Source organism: Niveispirillum sp. GW835-FHT14G11 (genome assembly GCF_058793615.1).
The window spans coordinates 400120-421068 of sequence record NZ_JBXAFZ010000004.1; the positions used below are offsets into that span (position 1 = coordinate 400120).

At 64.5% G+C, this 20949-nt stretch carries 19 protein-coding genes; 9 read left to right on the top strand and 10 right to left on the bottom strand.

From position 1 onward, the window contains the following. Positions 1-4: 4 nt before the first annotated feature. The gene (cobT, locus tag AC1Q7F_RS10460) at positions 5-1084 is read right to left on the bottom strand and encodes a nicotinate-nucleotide--dimethylbenzimidazole phosphoribosyltransferase (protein ID WP_492506431.1); all 1080 of its coding nucleotides are present in this window, start codon (positions 1082-1084) and stop codon (positions 5-7) included. Positions 1085-1235: 151 nt separating this feature from the next. Here cobT and cobS point away from each other — a divergent pair, with 151 nt between their 5' ends. The 3 genes from cobS (at position 1236) to AC1Q7F_RS10475 (ending at position 3362) form a co-directional block, all read left to right on the top strand. Further along, complete coding sequence (cobS, locus tag AC1Q7F_RS10465; protein ID WP_492506433.1) at positions 1236-1994, top strand: adenosylcobinamide-GDP ribazoletransferase; 759 nt, start codon at positions 1236-1238, stop codon at positions 1992-1994. After that, positions 1991-2608 (top strand): histidine phosphatase family protein, encoded by a 618-nt coding sequence (locus tag AC1Q7F_RS10470; protein ID WP_492506434.1) that lies wholly within the window; start codon positions 1991-1993, stop codon positions 2606-2608. The genes cobS and AC1Q7F_RS10470 overlap by 4 nt, the downstream gene beginning before the upstream one ends. Positions 2609-2687: 79 nt before the next feature. Then, positions 2688-3362, top strand: coding sequence for a lipid-binding SYLF domain-containing protein (locus tag AC1Q7F_RS10475; RefSeq protein ID WP_492506436.1), 675 nt, complete (start codon positions 2688-2690; stop codon positions 3360-3362). Positions 3363-3364: 2 nt separating this feature from the next. Here the strand turns inward: AC1Q7F_RS10475 and AC1Q7F_RS10480 are convergent, their stop codons facing one another. Next, the gene (locus AC1Q7F_RS10480; protein ID WP_492506438.1) at positions 3365-4099 is read right to left on the bottom strand and encodes a hypothetical protein; all 735 of its coding nucleotides are present in this window, start codon (positions 4097-4099) and stop codon (positions 3365-3367) included. 155 nt (positions 4100-4254) lie between these two features. On the opposite strand from AC1Q7F_RS10480, the gene AC1Q7F_RS10485 reads away from it, so the two are divergent. Continuing rightward, positions 4255-4890 carry a DsbA family oxidoreductase gene (locus AC1Q7F_RS10485; protein ID WP_492506439.1) on the top strand — a complete coding sequence of 212 codons (636 nt, stop codon included), beginning with the start codon at positions 4255-4257 and terminating at the stop codon, positions 4888-4890. A gap of 207 nt (positions 4891-5097) precedes the next feature. Here AC1Q7F_RS10485 and AC1Q7F_RS10490 read toward each other — a convergent pair whose 3' ends face one another. Next, a complete protein-coding gene (locus AC1Q7F_RS10490) occupies positions 5098-7419 on the bottom strand; it encodes an ATP-dependent helicase (RefSeq protein ID WP_492506441.1) in 2322 nt (773 codons plus the stop codon). A 345-nt stretch (positions 7420-7764) separates the two neighbouring features. Next, positions 7765-9036 (bottom strand): tyrosine--tRNA ligase, encoded by a 1272-nt coding sequence (gene tyrS / locus AC1Q7F_RS10495; RefSeq protein ID WP_492506443.1) that lies wholly within the window; start codon positions 9034-9036, stop codon positions 7765-7767. A gap of 84 nt (positions 9037-9120) precedes the next feature. Here tyrS and AC1Q7F_RS10500 point away from each other — a divergent pair, with 84 nt between their 5' ends. Further along, complete coding sequence (locus tag AC1Q7F_RS10500) at positions 9121-10203, top strand: anhydro-N-acetylmuramic acid kinase (RefSeq protein ID WP_492506445.1); 1083 nt, start codon at positions 9121-9123, stop codon at positions 10201-10203. Here the strand turns inward: AC1Q7F_RS10500 and AC1Q7F_RS10505 are convergent. Continuing rightward, positions 10187-11437 carry an MFS transporter gene (locus tag AC1Q7F_RS10505; RefSeq protein ID WP_492506446.1) on the bottom strand — a complete coding sequence of 417 codons (1251 nt, stop codon included), beginning with the start codon at positions 11435-11437 and terminating at the stop codon, positions 10187-10189. The genes AC1Q7F_RS10500 and AC1Q7F_RS10505 overlap by 17 nt on opposite strands. A gap of 126 nt (positions 11438-11563) precedes the next feature. Between AC1Q7F_RS10505 and AC1Q7F_RS10510 the strand changes: the two genes are divergently transcribed. The 4 genes from AC1Q7F_RS10510 (at position 11564) to AC1Q7F_RS10525 (ending at position 15178) form a co-directional block, all read left to right on the top strand. Then, positions 11564-12220 (top strand): AraC family transcriptional regulator, encoded by a 657-nt coding sequence (locus tag AC1Q7F_RS10510; RefSeq protein WP_492506448.1) that lies wholly within the window; start codon positions 11564-11566, stop codon positions 12218-12220. Positions 12221-12225: 5 nt separating this feature from the next. Continuing rightward, complete coding sequence (locus AC1Q7F_RS10515) at positions 12226-12318, top strand: helix-turn-helix domain-containing protein (protein ID WP_492506450.1); 93 nt, start codon at positions 12226-12228, stop codon at positions 12316-12318. Positions 12319-12471: 153 nt separating this feature from the next. After that, complete coding sequence (locus AC1Q7F_RS10520; RefSeq protein ID WP_492506452.1) at positions 12472-14583, top strand: prolyl oligopeptidase family serine peptidase; 2112 nt, start codon at positions 12472-12474, stop codon at positions 14581-14583. A gap of 130 nt (positions 14584-14713) precedes the next feature. Then, a complete protein-coding gene (locus tag AC1Q7F_RS10525; protein ID WP_492506453.1) occupies positions 14714-15178 on the top strand; it encodes a hypothetical protein in 465 nt (154 codons plus the stop codon). Positions 15179-15187: 9 nt separating this feature from the next. Here AC1Q7F_RS10525 and AC1Q7F_RS10530 read toward each other — a convergent pair whose 3' ends face one another. The 5 genes from AC1Q7F_RS10530 to AC1Q7F_RS10550 all read right to left on the bottom strand — a co-directional run bounded on the left by AC1Q7F_RS10530 (position 15188) and on the right by AC1Q7F_RS10550 (position 20870). Then, entirely contained in the window at positions 15188-15727 is a 540-nt protein-coding gene (locus AC1Q7F_RS10530; protein ID WP_492506455.1) for a thioesterase family protein, read from the bottom strand. A gap of 137 nt (positions 15728-15864) precedes the next feature. Further along, positions 15865-17487: a tetratricopeptide repeat protein gene (locus AC1Q7F_RS10535; protein ID WP_492506457.1), complete on the bottom strand. Its 1623-nt coding sequence runs from the start codon at positions 17485-17487 to the stop codon at positions 15865-15867. Positions 17488-17750: 263 nt separating this feature from the next. Beyond that, positions 17751-18929 (bottom strand): GNAT family N-acetyltransferase, encoded by a 1179-nt coding sequence (locus AC1Q7F_RS10540; protein WP_492506459.1) that lies wholly within the window; start codon positions 18927-18929, stop codon positions 17751-17753. A gap of 143 nt (positions 18930-19072) precedes the next feature. After that, on the bottom strand, positions 19073-20251 hold the full coding sequence (locus AC1Q7F_RS10545) for a GNAT family N-acetyltransferase (RefSeq protein WP_492506461.1): 1179 nt from the start codon (positions 20249-20251) through the stop codon (positions 19073-19075). 151 nt (positions 20252-20402) lie between these two features. Beyond that, positions 20403-20870 carry a RidA family protein gene (locus tag AC1Q7F_RS10550; protein WP_492506462.1) on the bottom strand — a complete coding sequence of 156 codons (468 nt, stop codon included), beginning with the start codon at positions 20868-20870 and terminating at the stop codon, positions 20403-20405. Positions 20871-20949: the final 79 nt, after the last annotated feature.

Here is a 20949-nt window from a genome sequence, read left to right on the forward strand (position 1 = left end):
CTCCTCAATGCATCGACCCGCCGGGCTTGTCGCCCTTGCCCGACACACCGGCCTCCGCAAAGGTGGCCATGTTCAGGTGGCAGGCCAGGGCGGATTTCAGCACCGGGATGGTCAGGGCCGCCCCCGATCCTTCGCCCAGACGCATGTCGAATTCGAACAAGGGCCGCTTGTTGAGGGCGGCCAGCAGGCGGGCATGGCCGGGCTCGGCACTGCGATGGGCCACGATGCAATGGTCCAGCGCCTTGGGATCGGCCTTGTACAGCACGGCGGCGGCGGCGGTACAGGCGAAGCCGTCCAGCACCACGGGCACGCGGGCCAGCCGGCAGGCGATGATGGCGCCCATGATGGCCGCCAGTTCCTGCCCGCCCAGGCAGCGCAGCGCCTCGAACGGATCGGTCAGTGCCGTAGGATTGGCGGCCAGCCCGGCCTCCACCACCGCGATCTTACGCTTGATGCCATCGGCATCCACGCCCGTGCCGGGACCGACCCAGTCGGACGCCGGGCCACCGAACAGGGCGGCGCACAGGGCGGCGGCGCTGGTCGTGTTGCCGATGCCCATTTCGCCCACGCACAGCAGATGCAGGCCCGGCTCCACCGCCATCATGCCATAGGCGGCAGCCCGTGCGCAGACCTCCTCGCTCATCGCCGGCCCTTGGGTGAAGTCGGCGGTGGGGTGGTCCAGGTCCATCTCATGCACGCGCAGATCGGCATCATGCAGTTCGGCCAGCTGGTTGATGGCGGCCTGGCCGTTGATGAAGGCCTGCACCATCTGCCCCGTGACGCTGGGCGGATAGGCCGAGACGCCGCGGGCCGCGATGCCATGGGCGCCGGCGAAGATGACGATGCGCGGATGGGTCAATTCCGGCGGAGCGTTGCCCTGCCATGTGGCCAGCCATTGCACCAGTTCCTCCAGCCGGCCCAGCGCGCCGGGCGGCTTCAGTAGCGTCTGTTCGCGCTGCAACGCGGCGGTTGCCGCCTCCAGGTCCGGTCCCGGCAGGTCGGGCAGCACGCGGCGGATTTCCGCCAGCGAGGGCAGGCCCTCTTCATCATGGGGATGATGGGGATGATCATGATGGCCGGACATGGGACGTTCCTGAAGCAGCGAGGATGATGGTTACCGTCTGGCCCCCTGCAAGAGGGCCGGAACGGCGCTGGCGGCAAAAGCCACACTGGCCTATACCGATGTCATGAGCGATGCAACAAAGCAGCACAGGCCCCATCCGCTCGCGGAATTCATGGCGGCCACCATCTTCCTGACCCGCCTGCCCCTGCGCTGGAAGGGGGAGTGGCCGGATGACCTCAATCGCCGTGCCCTGCCCTGGTTCCCCATTGTCGGCTGCCTGATCGGGACGGCGGGCGGCGCGCTCTATTGGGTGCTGGCCTATGCGGGGCTGGCGCCGCTGCTGGCGGGCGTGGTGACGGTGGCGGCGCTGACCTGGCTGACCGGCGCCCTGCACGAGGATGGCCTGGCCGACGTCGCCGACGGGTTCGGCGGCGGGCGCGACAAGGACACCAAGCTGGAGATCATGAAGGACAGCCGCGTCGGCACCTATGGGTCGATGTCGCTGATCCTGGTGGTGCTGGCCCGCGTCGGCGTGCTGGCCACGCTGGCCGATCCGCGCATCGTGGCCCTGGCCCTGATCGGCGCACACGCCTTTTCGCGCGGGCTGCTGCCGCTGGTGAAGCTGGCCCTGCCCGATGCGCGGCTGAAAGGTGTCTCGGCAGATCAGGGGCGGCCGGACAGTGCCCGCGCCCTGGTGGCCCTGCTGATCGGGTTCACCCTGGCCGCCACCACCCTGAACAAGCTGCATCTGGACAGCGGCACCGTCAGCCTGGCCGTCATGGCGGTATCGGCCGGGGCCGTCTGGGCCGTGGCGCGGCTGGCCAGGCGGCAGATCGGCGGGGTAACCGGCGATGTGCTGGGGGCCGGACAGCAGATGGGGGAGATCGGCTTCCTCCTGGCCCTGGCAGCAGTCATTCCGGCTTCGACATGAGTGACGGCACCAAGGGCACACGCTGGTGGTGGGTGCGGCATGCCCCCCTGGTCCAGCCGGCCGGCACCATCACGGGATGGCTGGATGCCGAGGTTGATCTTTCCGATACCGGAATGATTGATGGCGCCCGTCGGCGGCTGCCCAGAGATGCCGTCTGGCTGACCACCCCGCTGTCGCGCACCGGCCGGTCGGCGGCGGCGCTGGCCCCTGATCAGGCGACCATCTGCATTCCGGACCTGACGGAACAGGATTTCGGCCTTTGGCAGGGCCGCACCCATGCAGATATCTGGGAAAGTGACCGCGCAGCGGCCGACCGATTCTGGCAGGATCCGTCCGGCAATGCCCCACCCGGCGGTGAAAGCTTCGCCGCGCTGTACGACCGGGTGGCCACCGCCATCGGGCGCGAGACGGATGCGCATGCCGGGCGCGACATCGTGATGGTGGGCCATGCCGGCCCCATCCGCGCCGCACTGGCCCTGGCGCTGGGCCTGGGGCCGGCGGGGGTGCTGTCGGTGGCGGTCGATCATTGGCACCTGTTCCGGCTGGACCATCTGCGCCTGGGGGATGGGTCAGCACATTGGCGCCTCATCGGTGCCAATATTCCGCCCTGTTAGGGTGCGATGCAGGGCCGCTTGCGTTGACTTGGCAATGCGGGCATTGAGAATGATGTTCGCCAGATAAGGGAGCGGAGAGATGAAGCGGTTCGTGATGGCCCTGTTCGGCCTGACCCTGGCGGTGTCCGCCCTGGTGCGCCCGGCCCAGGCCCTGACGGAACCTGAACTGATGGTGGAGCGGGCGCGGGTCACGGCGCTGACCCTGCTCACCGATCCACAATACAAGGACCTGAAGACCCTGGTCGGCCGGGCACGCGCCGTACTGATCCTGCCCAACGTCATCCAGGCCGGCTTCTTCATCGGCGGCGGCGGCGGCACCGGTGTCATGGTAGCCCGTGGCGATGACGGCGCCTGGAGTGGCCCTGCCTTCTATACCCTGGCCGAAGCCAGCTTCGGCCTGCAATTCGGCGGGCAGGCGTCGGAGATGATGATGGTCATCATGACGCAAAAAGGGCTCGACGCTGTCATCGACCGCAAGGTGAAGCTGGGCGCCGATGCCAATGTCGCCATCGGTGAGCTGGGCACCGGTGTCGGCGCCTCCTACGGCGTCGGCCTGTCGGCGGACATCTATGTCTATGCCAAGACCAGTGGCCTGTTCGGCGGCATGGCCGTGGAAGGCTCCGTCATCGCGCCGCGCAGCGAGTTCAACGACAAGTTCTATGGCCAGAAGACCCAGCCGCGCGCCATCCTGGTGGACCGGCATTTCTACCGGCCGGAGGCGCAGTCCCTGGCCGGCGCCCTCAATACCCCCTGATATCAGGCAACGGCCGCCCGGACCTGCGGGCCCTGGGCGGCCACCATCTGCTCCACATCCCGCCGGCGCAGCAGCGGGTATCGGGTGCGGATCAGGCGGGTCAGTTCCGCCAAATCCCAGTCGCCCAGCGCCTGCGGGTCGAAATGCAGGGTCAGATATTCGTCGGCCAGCAGCGCCCCTTCCAGCGCCAGGAAACGGATGCGGCGGACCTGCTCGGTCGTCGGCGTTCCATCCTCCATTCCCAACAAGGGCAGGCAACGGCGCTCCAGTTCCAGCAGCGTCTCCCGTCGTCGGTCGGTCTGCCATTGCCGCAGCAGGGCCAGGATGCCGGCCAAGGGGGCCGTATCCATCAGGCCCGCGCACTGGCGGACCAGCATGTCCAGCATGTTGGCGGCCCGGACCAGCCCTTCATCCAGATCGAAGATCACCGGCGTGTGGCGGCGCATGTCCAATTCCTGGCACACCAGGGGCAGCACCGCGGACCGATCCGGCATGGTGAACCAGACCTGTTCCAGCCAGGCCAAGGTCCGTTCCAGTCTGCTATCGCCACGCGGCGCGCGGATCACCTGACCGATCAGCACATGATCGTCCAGCAACTCGTCCGCCGTCGGCACCTCGGCGGGCAGGAAGCCCGACAGAACCGGATCAAGGTCATGGGTCAGGTTGACGGCCAGAAGCAGCGTCGCGTGGCCAACGAAGGCGGAGGCAAGTTGTACGCCTGTCAGGATATTGGTCATAGTGGGGTTCCCAACCGCCCGACCTTCACAAATTTTTCACATCATGATCCCGTGCGGTTGTCCATGCAATGGATCATGCGCGGTGCCGCCCCCTCGCCCCCTTGGCGAAATGGGGTTATATGGTGAGGTGTGGCACCGGGGCATCGGGGATGGGCATGCTGATCGAGATCTATTCCGACCTGATCTGTCCCTGGTGTTTTCTGGGCAAGGTGCGGCTGGACCGTGCCTTGTCGGAACGGCCGGGCGTGCGGGTGGATATACGCTGGATGCCCTTTCAGCTGAACCCCGACCTGCCGGCTGATGGCATGGACCGGGACCTCTATTTCACCGCCAAGTTCGGCGGGCCGGAGCGGGTGCGGCAGATGAATGCCGTGGTTGAACAGGCGGCGGCGCGCGAAAGCCTGCACCTGCGCCTGGACCTGATCCGCCGCATCCCCAGCACGCTTCAGGCTCATCGGCTGGTCCGCTTCGCCGAACGCTGGGGCAAGGCCACGGACATCGCCATGGCGCTGTTCCATGCCTATTTCCAGCAGGGCTGTGATATCGGCGATATCACCATTCTGGCCCGCATCGCCGCCGAACAGGGACTGGACCCAGGCCCGGTGATCGACCAACTGGAGGGCGAGGCCGACATGGCGGCCGTGCGCGGCAGCGACGCCCAGGCCCGCCAGCTGGGGGTGCAGGCCGTGCCCTGCTACATTTTCGACCGGCGCTATGCCCTGGCCGGGGCGCAGGAACATACCGCCTTCCTGCCGATGCTGGATCTGGCGCGGGACGAGCTGGTGGGGTGAAGGTACGACGCCCCCAATAACCAACCACCCTTCCTTCGTCATCCCGGCGCAAGCCGGGACCCAGGGGCCACAAGCCCTACATATGGGCAGCGTTTAGCGACGCGAACTCAACCGTAGCACCTGTCACCCTGGGTCCCGGCTTTCGCCGGGATGACGGTTGAGAGGAGTGAACGGTGGGGCCCAACGGCAATGTGGGGAATTGCAGGGTCACCCCGCCTGGTCGGCCGGTACCACGAAACTGTCCATCACCTTCTTGATACCCGACAGATCGAACGCAATCTCCAGCTTGTCATTCTCCACCGCCTTGACCGTGCCATAGCCGAACTTGGTGTGGAACACCCGGTCGCCGGGATTGAAGGCACGGTCGGGGCGCTTGCGCGCGGTCACGTCCACCACCGTGCCCTCGATCAGCCGGCCGCCGGCCCGTGCCGGGGCTTGCGCCGCTTTCTGGCCCATGCGGTTGAAGCGGTCGCCGAAGCCACCCCCACCCCAGCCGCCACCGAACCCGCCGCCATAGGCGCTTTCACGAACATTGCCGAATCCGGTCCCACCGATGCCGGGATTGTTCTCCGTCTCGATATGGTCGGCCGGCAATTCCTCCACGAAACGCGACGGAATGGCCGTGGCCCAGGTACCATGGATACGGCGGTTGGCGGCGTGGCTGATATAGACACGTTTGCGCCCGCGCGTGATGCCGACATAGGCCAGCCGCCGCTCCTCCTCCAGCCCGGCGATGCCGTTCTCGTCCAGGGTGCGCTGGCTGGGGAACACGCCTTCCTCCCACCCGGGCAGGAACACCACGTCGAATTCCAGGCCCTTGGCCCCGTGCAGAGTCATTAGCGACACCTGCTCCTCCCCCGCCCCTTGCGCATTTTCCATGACAAGCGAAACATGTTCCAGGAACCCGGTCAGGTTCTCGAACTCGCCCATGGCGTTAATCAATTCCTTGAGGTTGTCCAGGCGGCCGGGGGCTTCCGGGCTCTTATCCTCCTGCCACATGCGGGTATAGCCGCTTTCATCCAGGATGGTCTGGGCCAGTTCGGTATGCGGCACCCGGTCGATCTGGGCCCGCCAGCGGAAGAAATCCTGCGACAGGGCCGAAATGGCGCTGCGCATCTTGGGCTTCAACTCGTCCGTCTGCGACAGTTTCCAGGCCGCCTCCGTCAGTGGCAGGCCCAGCGTGCGCGCGGCCACGTAAAGGCTCTGGATGGTCGTCGCCCCAATGCCGCGCTTAGGCGTGTTGATGATGCGCTCAAACGCCAGATCATCCTCCGGGCTGACCAGCACGCGCAGGTACGCCAGAGCGTCGCGGATTTCCTGGCGTTCATAGAAGCGTGGGCCACCGATGACACGGTACGGCAGGCCCAGGGTGATGAACCGCTCCTCAAACTCACGCGTCTGGAAACCGGCGCGGACCAGCACGGCCATCTGGCCCAGGCTGGTACCCTTGCGCTGCAAATTCTCGATCTCGTCGCCGACCCAGCGCGCCTCCTCCTCCGCGTCCCAGAGGCCACGGACCTTGACCTTTTCGCCGCCCTCGGTCTCGGTCCACAACTGCTTGCCCAGGCGACCTTGATTCTTGGCGATGATGCCATGGGCCGCCCCCAGGATATGGGCGGTGGAGCGGTAATTCTGTTCCAGGCGGATGATGCGTGCACCGGGGAAATCATGCTCGAACCGCAGGATGTTCCCCACCTCCGCCCCGCGCCAGCCATAGATCGACTGGTCGTCATCGCCCACGCAGCAGATATTCTTGTGCGCCTGGGCCAGCAGGCGCAGCCACAGATACTGGGCGACGTTGGTATCCTGGTACTCGTCCACCAGGATATAGCGGAAGCGGTTCTGATACTCGATCAGGACGTCATTATGCTGCTGGAACAGCGTGATATTGTGCAGCAGCAGGTCGCCGAAATCACAGCAGTTCAGCGACAGCAGCCGGTCCTGATACTGTTTGTAGATGGCCAGGATGCGGCCATTGGCGGCGTCGCCGGCATCCTCCGGCTTCAGCTTGTCCGGGGTTAGCGCCCGGTCCTTCCACCGCTCGATGATCGACAGCAGCATGCGGGCCGGCCACTTTTTGCTGTCGATATTCTCCGCCTCCATCAACTGTTTCACCAGACGGATCTGATCGTCGGTGTCCAGGATGGTGAAGCTGGGCTTCAGCCCGACCAGCTCGGCATGGCGGCGCAGGATACGGGCGGCCAGCGAATGGAACGTGCCCATCCACCAACCTTCCGACTGTCCGCCCAGCAGATTGTCGACACGGTGGCGCATCTCCCGCGCCGCCTTATTGGTGAAGGTCACCGTCAGCACGTTCCACGGGCTGATCCGCCGCGACAGCAGCAGATGCGCCAGCCGCGTGGTCAGCACCCGCGTCTTGCCCGTGCCGGCACCGGCCAGGACCAGGACGGGACCGTCCAGCGCCTCAACCGCCTCCTGCTGCACGGGGTTCAACCCCTGCAGCCACGGGCGGTGGGCGGTGGCGGGCGGGTGTGTCGGATACGGTTCGTCGATCAGATCGTCAATCATGATGGGGAGAACATATACAGAATTCCTGGCCCATGACAAAGGGATCACGCCAACCGTCAGGCGCGTATAAGTCTGTTTGATTTCTCTTATAATCGTGCCGAAATTCTGTCAGAAACGAAAACGGCGGCCCGGAATTGGCCGGACCGCCGTCAACGGAGGTAAAGCGGCATGAGGAAGATGCCCTTTATCCTGTTGCTCCGGGTTCCGATCTGGGGGCGGCGTGTTGTCCACGTCACCATCCTGATCACTCGGGCATAAGGAGGGTGGGCCGGTGTTAGCGCACCATCCCACCTTCTCCCGACTATAAGACAATTCTGCCCGTTTGACCAGAAAGACCTGTCGGCGTCACACCAGTTTCACCAGCGCATGGCGCTTCTTGCCGGCCGACAGCTTGATGACACCGTCATCGCCGACATGCGACGCGAACAGCTTGTAGGCCTCGTCCGACACCGCACCGTCATTGACCTTCACGCCATTGCCCTTGATCAGGCGGCGTGCTTCGCCCTTGCTGGCTGACAGGCCGGCCTGCACCATCAGGTCGGCCAGATAGGCACCCTCGCCCAGAACCGCGCCTGCCACCTCGATGGTGGGCAGACCCTCAGCCGAAGCGCCCTCCTCGAAGGTGCGCCGCGCGGTTTCGGCGGCCCCTTCGGCTGCGTCGCGCCCGCGCACCAGGGCCGTGACTTCCGTGGCCAGGATCTTCTTGGCCTCATTGATCTCCGCCCCGTGCAACGCTTCCAGCCGCGCGATCTCCGCCAAGGGCAGGTCGGTGAACAGCTTCAGGAAGCGGCCGACGTCCGCGTCTTCCGTGTTGCGCCAGTACTGCCAGAAATCCAGGTTCGACAGCCGATCCTCGTTCAGCCAGACGGCACCGGCCGCCGTCTTGCCCATCTTGGCACCCGACGACGTGGTCAGCAGGGGAGAGGTCAGGCCGAACAGTTGGGCATTGGCGATGCGCCGGCCCAGTTCCACGCCATTGACGATATTGCCCCACTGGTCCGACCCACCACATTGCAGGGTACAGCCGAAGCGGCGCTGCAGCTCCACAAAATCATAGGCCTGCAGGATCATGTAGTTGAATTCCAGGAAGGTCAGCGGCTGTTCACGCTCCAGACGCAGCTTGACCGAGTCAAAGGTCAGCATGCGGTTGATGGTGAAATGCCGGCCGACATCGCGCAGGAACGGGATATATTCCAGCTTGTCCAGCCAGTCGGCATTGTTGGCCAGCAGCGCATCGGTCGGGCCGGTGCCGAAATTCAGCAGCCGGTTGAAGGGCTGCAGGATGCCCTGGATATTCTGGTCGATGACCGCGTTGGTCAGCAGCGGCCGCGCCTCATCCTTGAAGGTCGGGTCACCGATCTTCGTGGTGCCGCCGCCCATCAGGGCGATGGGGCGATGGCCCGCCTGCTGCAACCGCCGCAGGATCATGATCTGGATCAGCGAGCCGACATGCAGGCTGGTCGCGGTCGCGTCGAACCCGATATAGCCGGTGACGATGCCGTCGTTGAGTTGCTTGTCCAACGCCTCAAGATCGGTGGCCTGATGATAATAGCCACGCTCCACCATCACGCGCAGGAAGTCGGACTTGATGTTCGCGGGAACGGTGGTCGTGCTCATCTTCTCGAAGACCTTGAAGTTGGGGAATGGCCGAAGCAGCCATGGGCGTGGTAGCACATCCAAAGCGTTAGAGCATGGTGCGTGATGGCATTGCAGCGTTTCCTGACCGTTGGATTGATGAGCGGCACGTCAATGGACGGCATCGACGCGGCCTTGGTGCGCACCGACGGCCATGGCTGGGTAGAGCCTTTAGGCTTCATCTTCACCCCCTATCGACGGGCCTTCCGCGACCGGCTGCGGTCGGTGCTGGGCGGCGTTGGCGACGTGGCGGGGGTGGAGCAGGAACTGACCGACCTGCACGCCGAGGCGGTGGCCAGCCTGCTGCGCGTGAACGAGGTGGACCGTACGCAGGTGGACCTGATCGGGTTCCATGGCCACACCATCCTGCACGCCCCCGACCGTCGCCACACCTGGCAGATCGGCGACGGCGCACAGCTGGCGGCCAGCACCGGTATCGACGTCGTGCATGATTTCCGCACCGCCGATGTGCAGGCCGGTGGCCAGGGGGCGCCGCTGGTGCCGCTGTATCATCAGGCGCTGGCCGGTGACCTGGAACGGCCGCTGGCCATCCTGAATATCGGCGGCGTGGCCAACATCACCTGGCTGGGTGACGGGCCGCTGGATGTGGTAGCCTTCGATACCGGGCCGGGCAATGCCCTGATCGATGATCTGGTCCTGTCGCGCACGGGGGAGCCGTATGATGATGGCGGACGCATTGCTGGCGCCGGGCATGTCGATGACGACCTGCTGGCCCGCCTGCTGGACCATCCCTATTTTGCCGCCAAGCCGCCCAAATCGCTGGACCGTGACGCCTGGGCCAGGGCGGCGATGACCAACCTGTCCACCGAAGATGCGGCCGCCACGCTGACGGCCTTTACGGCGGAAACCATCATCCGCGCCCTGGACCATGTGCCGGCAAAGCCCAAACGTTGGCTGATCTGCGGTGGCGGACGGCGCAACGAAACATTGATGTGGGCGCTGGCCGACCGGCTGGACGGGGTGCCGGTGGCACCGGTGGATGGGCTGGGCTGGAACGGTGACGCGCTGGAGGCGGAAGCCTTCGCCTATCTGGCGGTGCGGTCGCGGCTGGGTCTGCCGCTGTCGCTGCCCGGCACGACGGGCGTGCCGGCCCCGATGACGGGCGGGCGGTTCAGCCCGCGGGCTTGACCCGCCGCTCCGGCGATGCCGGCAGCAGTGCGGTGACCAGACCCAGCAGCGGCAAATAGGCGCAGATTTTATAAACCCAGACGATACCGTGGATATCGGCCAGATTGCCCAGAGCGGCCGCCCCGATACCGCTGATGCCAAACATCAGACCGAACATCAAACCGGAGACCAGCCCCACGCGGCCGGGCACGATTTCCTGTGCATAGACCACCAGGGCGGCAAACGCCGACGACATGATCAGGCCGATGGTGATGGCCAGCACCGCCGTCCAGAACAGGTCAGCATGTGGCAGCAGCAGGGCGAAGGGCGCCACGCCCAGGAAGGAAACCCAGATCACCGCCTTGCGCCCGATCCGGTCTCCTACCGGCCCGCCGGCGAAGGTGCCCGCCGCCACGGCGGCCAGGAAGCAGAACAGGTAAAGCTGCGACTGCTGCACCGACAGGCCAAACCGTTCGATCAGGTAGAAGGTGAAGTAATTGGTGATGGCACCGATATAGATGAATTTGGCGAACATCAGCAGGCCGATCACCGCCAGCGCCCGAATGACCGTCGCCCGGTCATACCGGAAAGCCGGCATCAGCCCGCCGACGGCCATCTTGGCCTGCGGATGATGCAGCCGCCAGCGCGTGACCCCGTACAGCACCCAGATGGCCGCGACGGCCGCAATGGCGACCCAGCCGATGGCCGTCTGACCAAAGGGCAGGATCACGGCCGACGCGACCAGCGGGCCGATGGCCGATCCCGTGTTGCCACCGACCTGGAACGCCGACTGTGCGGTGCCGAACCGCCCGCCCGACGCCATGCGCGCCACGCGTGACGCCTCGGGATGGAAGGTGGCCGACCCGATACCGACAATCACCGACGACACGATCAGCATCGGATAACTGCCCGACAGCGCCAGACAGATGACGCCCAGCAACGTCACCCCCATGCCCATGGGCAACAGCCAGGGCTTGGGATGCTTGTCGGTATAAAGCCCGATCCAGGGCTGCAACAGCGAGGCCGTGAACTGATAGGTCATGGCCAGCCAGCCGATCTGCCCGAAACTCAGCGTGTAATGCGCCTTGAGCATCGGATAGATGGCCGGCAGCACCGCCTGGATCAGATCGTTCAGCAGATGGGCGACGGCCACGGCCCCCACGATGCGGACCACGAATTGCGGGGCCGCCGGGACCGGCGCGGTGGGCGGCGTGGATGGCGTGCTGTCGGCAAGGCTGACGGTCTGAAGGGTCACGATAAGGCTCGCTGCGGCGCTGTTGCGGGCGGAAGACCCGTCGATCCGATCAAACTAGACCAATTGCTTTGATCCCGCTTCGTTGCGTGAGACAATAATTTGTGCGAGTGGGACAGAGCCTATGCAATGCGGACAGACCAGAACCCCCAGGCCCCGCGGCCCGCCGTGGCACGGGGAGAAAACTATCCGCCGGCCTTTGAACTGGCGGAGCATCAGCATCGCCGCAGCCAGTTCCTCTATGCCGCCAGCGGCGTGATGGCGGTCAGCACCCCGCACGGCGCCTGGGTGGCGCCCCCGGAACGGGCCGTCTGGATACCGGGCGGCACCCCGCATTCCGTGCGCATGGTGGGGGCTGTACAGACGCGCAGCCTGCTGATCGAGCCGGACCAGTGCATGGCGCGCGGGTCATCCTGTCAGGTGGTGGCCGTGTCGCCGCTGCTACGCCAGTTGATGGTGGCCACCGCCGATATCCCGCCCGCCTATGAAGAGGCGGGGCGCGACGGGCTGGTGATGAAGCTGCTGCTGGCGGAGATCGACCGGGCGCCGCTGCTGCCGCTGGCGGTGCCGTTCCCCGCCCATCCGGGACTGGCCCGCCACTGCCACAGCTTTCTGGGGCAACCGCAGGCGACCGCAACCATCAATGACTGGGCCGACGCGCTGTCCATGAACCGGCGCAGCTTCACCCGCCTGTTCCGTGCCGAAACGGGGATGAGCTTTGCCGAATGGCGGCAGCAGGCCTGCATTTCGGTGGCCCTGCCCCGGCTGGCGGCGGGGAAACGGTGACGTCGGTGGCGCTCGACCTGGGCTATGACGGGCCGGGCAATTTCTCCACCATGTTCAAGCGCGTCACCGGCATGTCGCCCAGCCGATATTTTGTCTGAGACCGACCGGTCCGATTTGTTTCAGCTTTGTATCACCCGCTTACCCGGCCCGCGCGGCGATGATACGCAGGAAGCGATAAGAACCGGTGGCTTTGGACGGCCGCCGGACGCAACGAACGGGATCAGCGGACAATGTCAGTACGGAGCGCTCTGATGACGGCGGCGGCAATCATTGCCCTTTCGGCAACCCCCACCCTGGCGGCCGATGCGCCGGCCGGCCACCCCTTTGCCGAGGAACAGGCCAGGCAGGACCCGTTCTTCTGGCTGGAGGAGGTGGAGGGCCAGAAGGCGCTGGATTGGGGCAAGGAGCATAATGAGAAAAGCTTCGCCCGCCTGAAGAACGACCCGCGCTTCGAGACCATCCGGGCCGAGGCGGAGAAGGTGCTGACCGCCAAGGACCGCATCGCCTATGGCAGCCTGGAAGGCGGCAAGGTCGACAATTTCTGGCAGGACCAGACGCATGTGCGCGGCATCTGGCGCCGCACGACGCTGGAGGGCTACAAGGCCGCTGACACGCCCTGGGACATCGTGCTTGATATCGACCAACTGTCCAGGGACGAGGGCAAGAACTGGGTCTATAAGGGCCATAATTGCTTCGGCGCCGATGCCGGCCGCTGCCTGGTCTATCTATCGGACGGCGGCAAGGACGCGGTGGTGGTGCGCGAATTCGACGTGGCCGCCAAATCCTTCGTCAAGGACGGATTCCAGACGGTGGAATCCAAGCAGACCATCGACTGGCTGGATCAGGATACGCTGCTGGTCGCCACCGATTTCGGCGCCGGCACCATGACCGACAGCGGCTATGCCCGCCAGGTGCGCCTGTGGAAGCGCGGCACCGACCTGGCCAAGGCCCCGCTGCTGCTGGAGGTCGGCGTCAAGGATGTGTGGGCGCGCCCCTGGGCCATCCACCGCCCGGAAGGCAGCACCATCCTGTTGCAGCGCGGGCCCGATTTCTTCACCGAGGAATGGTTCCAACTGACCCCGGACGGCAAGGTCGCGAAGCTGGCGTTGCCGCTGGGTGTGGAATTGAAGGGCGTGATGAACGGTGACCTGATCGTGGCCCTGCGCGACGACTGGGACGTGGCCGGCAAGGGCCTGAAGAAGGGTGACCTGATCGCCGTACCGCTGGCCCAGGCGGTGGCGGGCAAGGTGGATCAGGTCGATGTGATCTATTCGCCGGGTGAAACCACCGCCATCCAGGGGGTGGGCATCGCCAAGGACGCGATCTATCTGGACCTGCTGGATAATGTCGTCGGCCGTCTTGTGGCCGCGCGCAAGGGGACCGGCGGCTGGACCCAGGCCGATATTGAACTGCCGGCCAATGGCAGCCTGAACATCGTGTCCACCGATGGGTACAGCACGGATGTGCTGGTCAACTACACCAACTTCCTGCAGCCCGACACGCTGTACATCATGGAAAAGGGCGGCAGGCCCGAAGCCATCAAGTCGCTGCCAGCCCGGTTCGACGCGTCCGGCCTGACGGCAGAACAACGTTTCGCCACGTCGAAGGACGGCACTAAAGTCCCCTATTTCATCGTCCACAAGAAGGACCTGAAGCGGGACGGCGACAACCCGACCCTGCTTTATGGCTATGGCGGGTTCGAAATCTCGATGACCCCGGCCTATATGTCGGTGTTCGGCAAGGCCTGGCTGGAACAGGGCGGGGCCTATGTCGTGGCCAACATCCGGGGCGGTGGCGAATTCGGGCCCCGCTGGCATCAGGCGGCGCTGAAGGACAAGCGCCAGCACGCCTATGATGATTTCCAGGCGGTGGCCGAGGCCCTGATCAAGGACAAGGTGACGAAGCCCGCCCGCCTGGGCATCCAGGGCGGGTCCAACGGTGGCCTGCTGACCGGCGTCACCATGACCCAGCGCCCGGACCTGTTCGGCGCCGTCATCGTGGCCGTGCCCCTGCTGGACATGATGCGTTATCACACCATGCTGGCCGGGGCCTCCTGGATGGGTGAATATGGCGACCCGGAAAAGGCCGATGAACGCGCCTGGATCGCGAAATACAGCCCCTATCAGAATGTCCGCAAGAATGTGAAATACCCCGAAGCCTTCGTCTATACCTCCACCAAGGATGACCGCGTCCATCCCGGCCATGCCCGTAAGTTTGTGGCCAAGCTGGAAAGCCAGGGCCACAAGGTCATGTATTATGAAAACATGGAAGGCGGCCATTCGGCGGCCGCCAACCTGAAGCAGCGGGCTGAGGTGACGGCCCTGCAGGTCGTATACCTGACGCAGAAGTTGATTGATCGGTAAAGGGGGACGGCACACCGGTGCCCGCTCCATCCAGGGCGGGCACCGGTGGAGTCAGGATGACGATCCCCCTTGCCAGCGTGGAACAGTCGCGTTGTTCCAGCAGATTGTGGAAATGGTCGCTGAGAGATAGATGGAACAAACCCTCCGATCATGGCGGCAGATGGGCCGTATCAGCCTGTGGCGCTACCGGAAGGCCCCTCGGATGTATGCGGGCTGGCACTTTTCCGCAGATCGGGAGGGATGCGTCAGCCTACTGCACCTGCTGCAAATCCTCTCCGGCGAAATCCATTCTGCCCACCGGACCCTGGCGGTCACCGATCCCCGCACCGTTGGGGTAGATCGCATATTCGGGGAGCATCACCTCGCCATGGACATCCCTGTGAAACTCCGTCTGTCCAATGACTCAGGTGAAGTTGTCGGAGGGTTCGACTTGTCGGAGGGGATTGTTACGATACCGCTGGGGACGGATGACCTTGCCAGCTTTTCGCAGGCGGTCCGGGATATCTCCGAAGGCCGTGCCGATTTCGGTCTCAGCCTTGGCAATGGCCAGATCAGTTTGCAATTCTGGTGGTGGCCAAAAGGGCAGCAAGTCTGAACAGCACAGTTACCCCTCCTTCACTCGGTCGCTGATCGATTGCTGCGCCTCCTGCCAGGCGCGGATATCGGCGGGCATGGGCGGGCTTTCCAGGTCGATGCCCATATGGTGCATCAACTCCGCCGTGTCGACGGACCGGCCCCGCTCCAGAAACACGCCCTTCACGACAATGACAGCCGCCAGATGGCCGTCCATCGCCTCGAACACATGTTCCAGATAGATCCACTTGCCTTCCCAGCACAGGACGCGGGTTTTCAGGCGATAGGGCTGAAACGGTTTCAGTTCGCGGCGGAACCGGATCATGGCGCCGCCCAGCACCGGCGCCCATTTGCGGGTGAACAGCAGGCGTAGCATGCCGGTGCGGATCATCAGGTCCACCCGCCCCAGGTCGGCGATGGTGAAGTACCGGCCATTGTTCATGTGCAGGTTCGTGTCGATATCGTTCAGCCAGACGCGGAAGCCCAGCACCGATGTGCCCAGCGGTTCCAGCATGCGGCTGGACAGAAGCGCTGACAGGACCACGCGCAGCAGGCGGAAGATCAAATTCATCGGACACCGGAGCTTGAAACGACGAAAGGCGGCGCCCTTTTGGCGCCGCCCCCGCGATGGGCAAGGATGATTGGGGTCGAGGTCCGGCAAGAAATCAAGCCCGGATCACCCTTGCTTTCCGCTATCCGCCCCTACGGTCAAACGTAGAAGTGGATCTGGGTACGGTCATAACCGGTGCCGATCATCACCGGCTGGCCCTTCACGACGGGCAGGTCGTGATTGAAGAAATACACGGCCTGCTTCCAGTGGTTGGTGCGGGCCGGCGACTTGGAGTGGTAGTCAACCTTGTCATCCATGTGCAGGTCGAACCAGAAGGCCACGCCGTGGGCCACGCCCGTCTGCGACGCGGTGACGGTCAACACCTTGGCATCACTGTCCGACATGTTCTTGTAGAAGTCGAAATACCAGGCCTTTTCCGGGTCCGACAGCATGCGGTGGGCGTCGGCGGCCAGGTCGATGGTGCAATATCCCGGCGTGCGGAACTGGTCGAACTTCGACATGTCGAAGCCGGAGACGGTGCGCACAGGGCTGATGCGGCGCATCTCGTCGGCCTGGATCAGCGAGCAATAGACGGTGGCCGCCGCCGGGATGATCTTGGCGCCCGGCTTCAGCAGGTTCTGGCGGGCATGCTGAAGGATGGTCAGCATGTCAGGCGCCAGCATGCCGACATTGATCAGTTCCGACACGAAGACATCGGCCTTTTCCGGCATGTCCTGACCCATCACCAGGTCGGTGGACTTCTTGGCGATCACCGTGACGCGCTTGTCATAACCGTTCAAGGCCACAGTCTCCCGCGCCACATCCACCAGGGGCTTGTGCATCTCGCAGGTGTAGACATGGGCCGCACCGGCACGCGCCGCCATCATGGCGACCAGGGCGGAACCCGTGCCGATTTCCAGAACGGTGTCGCCGGGCTTCACATTGTTCAGCAAGGCCGCCTCATAGGCGTCGTTACGCTCATGATCATTGATCATCGGGATGTGCCAGGCGGGGATCTGGGTGGAGCGCAGCAGCTGAAGCGCGAACAGCACGGCGGCATTGTCGGGCATGCGGTTATGGGCACCGGTCAGCAGGGCGATGGCATCGTCGATGCGGCCCTGGCCCTGGAAGACCTGGGCCAGACCGATGGCGGCCTCGGCCCGGCTGGGGTCGCCGGCCAGGACATTGGCGAACAGGCGGCCAGCCTCGTCCAGACGGTCGGTATAGAGCAACAGGGCTGCGAGGTTGTAGGCGGCGTCCAGGTTCTTGGGGCGCAGGGCCAGGGAGTGGCGGAAACAGAATTCCGCCTCCTCCAGGCTGCCCATCTCGCGCAGGGTGTTGCCCAGGTTGTTATGGGCCTCGGCATAGGCGGGGCGCAATTCCACGGCGCGGCGGAAATGCGGCTCGGACTCCGCCAGCTTGCCCTGGGCGCGCAGCGCGTTGCCCAGATTGTTGTGGGACAGCGGGTCGCCATCATCCAGCGCCACGGCCTTGGCGAATTCAACCTCCGCCTCTTCGAACCGGCGGCAGCCATACATCAGCACGCCGCGGCTGTTGTGGAATTCGGCCTTGGCGCCGTCCAACTCAATGGCCTTGGAGAATAGCTCGTTCGCCTCGGCGGCGCGGTTGGAACGCAGCGCGATGATGCCCAGCAGGTGGGTCGCTTCCGAATGGGCCGGCTCGGCCTGCAGCGCCGTGCGGCAGCTCATTTCGGCTTCGGCCAGGTAACCGGCCATCAGGTGCTGACGGGAGATGCTGACGCAATCCTGGACGAAGGACATGGGGTTGCTCCTTGGGCTTGGCGCTTCATGGCCGCTGCGGGCCAAATCGGTTCGAAGCCAAAAGAGCAAAGGGTGTGCCAACTGCCAAAAACTGAGGAAATCCGCCATTGCAAGGGCAGAAGGCAAAAGATGCCGGGCCGGCCTTGTCCTCACGCGGCGTTTATTGCCGGGAGGGGCAGGGAAAATTATCGCCGCCTCGCCATTTGTAAATCAGCAGCTCCAGTCGGGGAACGTCCGCTGATATAGGGTTCCTGCACGAACGCTCACGCCACGTCAGCCATGCGGTAAGGGCCCTGCCGCGCCAAAGACGTCAGCTCATGGCTGACCGCATCGCGTTCCCTGTCCAGATAGCGGCCAACCGCAGCATCCATCGACCTGTTCGTCATGTGATGGGCGGACCAGACCGGAACAGGCTGATAGCCGCGTTTCAGCTTGAATTCCCCGCCGACCCCGCCATCCAGGGTGACAAGGCCGCGTTCGATGGCGCATTCGATGCCGCGATAGTTCGTGACCTCGAAATGCAGCAGGGGATGATTGGCCACGCCGCCCCAACTGCGCGCGAACAAGGTGCGACGACCCAGGATGTTCAGCGTCGCGCCGACCCAGTCCCGCCCCGCGCGGGCCATCACCAGCAGCACCTGGTCGGCCATACGCTCCCCCAGCATCAGGAAGAAGTCGCGCGGAAGATGGGGCCGGCAATCCTTCTTCTCAAAGGTCGATCGGTAAAAGCGGGAGAAGACATCCAGATGTTCCTCGCGCAGGTCGGCACCCGTCAGGACCTGGATATCGACGCCACTTTCCGCCACCTTTTGCCGTTCGCTGCGGATCATGCTCCGCTTGCGGCAGGTCAGGGTGGACAGAAAATCATCAAAATCGACATAGCCGCGGTTGCGCCAGTGGAACTGCGTGCTGGTGCGGGTGTGCCAGCCGGCCCTGTTGAAAGTGGTAAGGTCGGACGGGCTGACAAAGGTGGCGTGCACGCCGGACATGTTATCGGCCTGCGCCGTCTGCATGATCAGGCGCACAAGCGTCATCGCCAAGCCCGGCGGCGCAGCCCGCCGCAGAAGCAGACGCGGCCCGCCGACCGGGGCAAAGGGTGCGCATATCTGCAATTTGGGGTAATATTGCCCACCCGCCCTCTCCAGCGCACGCACCCAGGCATCCTCGGCCACGAAATCAGCAAAGGCGGTGGCTTTCAGGAACAGGGGAACACCCGCAACCAGAATGCCGGCTGTGTCACGGACCGTCAGATAGCGGGCCTTCCACACCTGACCGTCAATGGCTCCACAGCGCTCCAGAATATACAGATAACAATGGCGCAGAAACGGGTGATCATCACCGTCTGGCGTCTCCAGAAGGCAGTCATCCCATTCTGCTTCACCAATAGAAGATATGGAATCGACAACAGATACGATCAACTTACCGTCATTTTCATTCAGCATCTAAAATTTCCGTCACAATCGTATGTAAACATGTTCATATATGCTGCATTTTATCAAATTAGCACTTGGCCGCCATTGATGCCACCAAAACACCCGGGGAGCAGGCGCAACCAGGCAATCGTCGTGCGGACCGGCGGACAATGTCAGCTTTCCTGGCGATACGGGCTTTCCGCCATCAGGGCGGCAATATGGCCATCCATGGCAGCGCGTTCCCCGGTCAGGAAGTCGGCCACGGCGCGGCGCAGACCGCGATGGGCGATGTAATGGGCGGAGAAGGTCTTCACGGGCAGATAGCCGCGCTGGATCTTGTGCTCCCCTTGGGCGCCGGCCTCCACCCTGGCCAAACCGTGCTCGATGGCAAAATCGATGGCGCGGTAATAGCACGCCTCGAAATGCAGGAACGGGTACTCCCCCGCCCCACCCCAGTTGCGGCCATAAAGCGTGGTTTCGCCCAGCATATTCAGGGCGCCACCCACCCAGCGCATGCCGTCGCGGGCCATGACCAGCACCACCTGATCGGCCATCCCCTCGCCCAGCCGAAAGAAGAAATCGCGAGTCAGGTAGGGGGAGCCCCATTTACGGTCCGACGTGGACCGATAGAGTTGGTCGAAGGCGGACCAATGCTCCTCCCGGATATCGGCGCCGGTCAGGGTTTGGAGTACAAGGCCGCTCTCGGCGACGGTTTGGCGTTCCTTGCGCACCGCCTTGCGCTTGCGGCTGCTGAAGGCGGCCAGGAAATCGTCAAAGCAGCGATAGCCGCGGTTTTCCCAATGATATTGCGTACCGATGCGCGACAGAAAGCCGGCGGCGACCAGACGGTCATGATCGGCCTGATTGGCGAAGGTGACATGGGTGCCGGACAGGTCGTTGCCGCGCGTCAGGCCCGACAGGGTGGCGACCAGCGCATCCTGCACGCCGGGCGGCACGCCGGCACGGACCAGCAGGCGCGGGCCAGTGACAGGGGTGAAGGGAACCGCGCATTGCAGCTTGGGATAATAATGGCCGCCAGCCCGCTCCAACGCGTTGGCCCAGCCCTGGTCGAAGACATATTCCCCATAGGAATGGTACTTCACATAGAGCGGGGCCACGCCCAGCAGCCGGCCGGTGGCGTCGCGCACGGCAATATGCCTGGGGTCCCAGCCCGTATCGCCCCCGACCGAGCCACTTTTCTCCAGAGCCGACAGGAAGGCATGGGACAGGAAAGGATTGTCCGTGCCGCCTTGCGTACCGGCAAGACAGGCATCCCAGTCGGCGGCGCTGATGGCGCCGATATCATCGACAAGGTCGATGGCGATGCTATCGGGTTCCTGGCTGTCGGGCATGGGCTCCGCCGCGCTATGGGGCCGCCAGGATATAGAGACGGGGGCGACGGTGCCAAGCGGCTTGCGGCGTCAGGACGCAGACCTGCGGAAACCAGTCCCCCTTTCCGCCTGCCCGGCGAAGGCCGGGGAGGCGAAAAGGAGGTGTTCAACGTCAAGCCACTTCCAGGATCGCCTCGATCTCCACGGCCACGCCGAAGGGTAGCGAGGCGGCAGACACGGCGGAGCGGGCATGTTTGCCGGCATCGCCAAACACTTCGCCGAACAGCTCGGACGCGCCGTTGATCACCTTGGGCTGATCGTTGAAATCGCCCGTGGAATTCACGAAGCCCACCAGCTTGACCACCCGCACGATCCGGTCCAGATCGCCATCCAGCGCCAGCTTGGCCTGGGCGATGATGTTCAAGGCGCAGGTGCGGGCGGCCTCGCGGCCCTCCTCAATCGAATAGCCCGCGCCCAGCTTGCCGACATGGCGCAACTCGCCGTTCCACATCGGCACCTGGCCAGAGATGAACAGAAGGTTGCCCGTGCGCACGGCGGGGACATAGGCGGCCAGCGGCACGGCGGCCTTGGGCAGTTCGATATTCAGTTCAGCAAGACGCGTGTCGATGCGACCCGCCATGGAAACCTCCGGTGCTGGGTGATGGGTTAGGTTCTTGATAGCAGCAGGAAGATGCCGGGGGAAAGCCCCCACGCGGCGG

What these genes read in the sequence shown, in the direction of transcription:
- cobT (WP_492506431.1), bottom strand. Translation starts at nt 1,084, where the DNA reads ATGTCCGGCCATCATGATCATCCCCATCATCCCCATGATGAAGAGGGC.
- cobS (WP_492506433.1), top strand. Translation starts at nt 1,236, where the DNA reads ATGGCGGCCACCATCTTCCTGACCCGCCTGCCCCTGCGCTGGAAGGGG.
- AC1Q7F_RS10470 (WP_492506434.1), top strand. Translation starts at nt 1,991, where the DNA reads ATGAGTGACGGCACCAAGGGCACACGCTGGTGGTGGGTGCGGCATGCC.
- AC1Q7F_RS10475 (WP_492506436.1), top strand. Translation starts at nt 2,688, where the DNA reads ATGAAGCGGTTCGTGATGGCCCTGTTCGGCCTGACCCTGGCGGTGTCC.
- AC1Q7F_RS10480 (WP_492506438.1), bottom strand. Translation starts at nt 4,099, where the DNA reads ATGACCAATATCCTGACAGGCGTACAACTTGCCTCCGCCTTCGTTGGC.
- AC1Q7F_RS10485 (WP_492506439.1), top strand. Translation starts at nt 4,255, where the DNA reads ATGCTGATCGAGATCTATTCCGACCTGATCTGTCCCTGGTGTTTTCTG.
- AC1Q7F_RS10490 (WP_492506441.1), bottom strand. Translation starts at nt 7,419, where the DNA reads ATGATTGACGATCTGATCGACGAACCGTATCCGACACACCCGCCCGCC.
- tyrS (WP_492506443.1), bottom strand. Translation starts at nt 9,036, where the DNA reads ATGAGCACGACCACCGTTCCCGCGAACATCAAGTCCGACTTCCTGCGC.
- AC1Q7F_RS10500 (WP_492506445.1), top strand. Translation starts at nt 9,121, where the DNA reads ATGGCATTGCAGCGTTTCCTGACCGTTGGATTGATGAGCGGCACGTCA.
- AC1Q7F_RS10510 (WP_492506448.1), top strand. Translation starts at nt 11,564, where the DNA reads ATGCGGACAGACCAGAACCCCCAGGCCCCGCGGCCCGCCGTGGCACGG.
- AC1Q7F_RS10520 (WP_492506452.1), top strand. Translation starts at nt 12,472, where the DNA reads ATGACGGCGGCGGCAATCATTGCCCTTTCGGCAACCCCCACCCTGGCG.
- AC1Q7F_RS10525 (WP_492506453.1), top strand. Translation starts at nt 14,714, where the DNA reads ATGGAACAAACCCTCCGATCATGGCGGCAGATGGGCCGTATCAGCCTG.
- AC1Q7F_RS10530 (WP_492506455.1), bottom strand. Translation starts at nt 15,727, where the DNA reads ATGAATTTGATCTTCCGCCTGCTGCGCGTGGTCCTGTCAGCGCTTCTG.
- AC1Q7F_RS10535 (WP_492506457.1), bottom strand. Translation starts at nt 17,487, where the DNA reads ATGTCCTTCGTCCAGGATTGCGTCAGCATCTCCCGTCAGCACCTGATG.
- AC1Q7F_RS10540 (WP_492506459.1), bottom strand. Translation starts at nt 18,929, where the DNA reads ATGCTGAATGAAAATGACGGTAAGTTGATCGTATCTGTTGTCGATTCC.
- AC1Q7F_RS10545 (WP_492506461.1), bottom strand. Translation starts at nt 20,251, where the DNA reads ATGCCCGACAGCCAGGAACCCGATAGCATCGCCATCGACCTTGTCGAT.
- AC1Q7F_RS10550 (WP_492506462.1), bottom strand. Translation starts at nt 20,870, where the DNA reads ATGGCGGGTCGCATCGACACGCGTCTTGCTGAACTGAATATCGAACTG.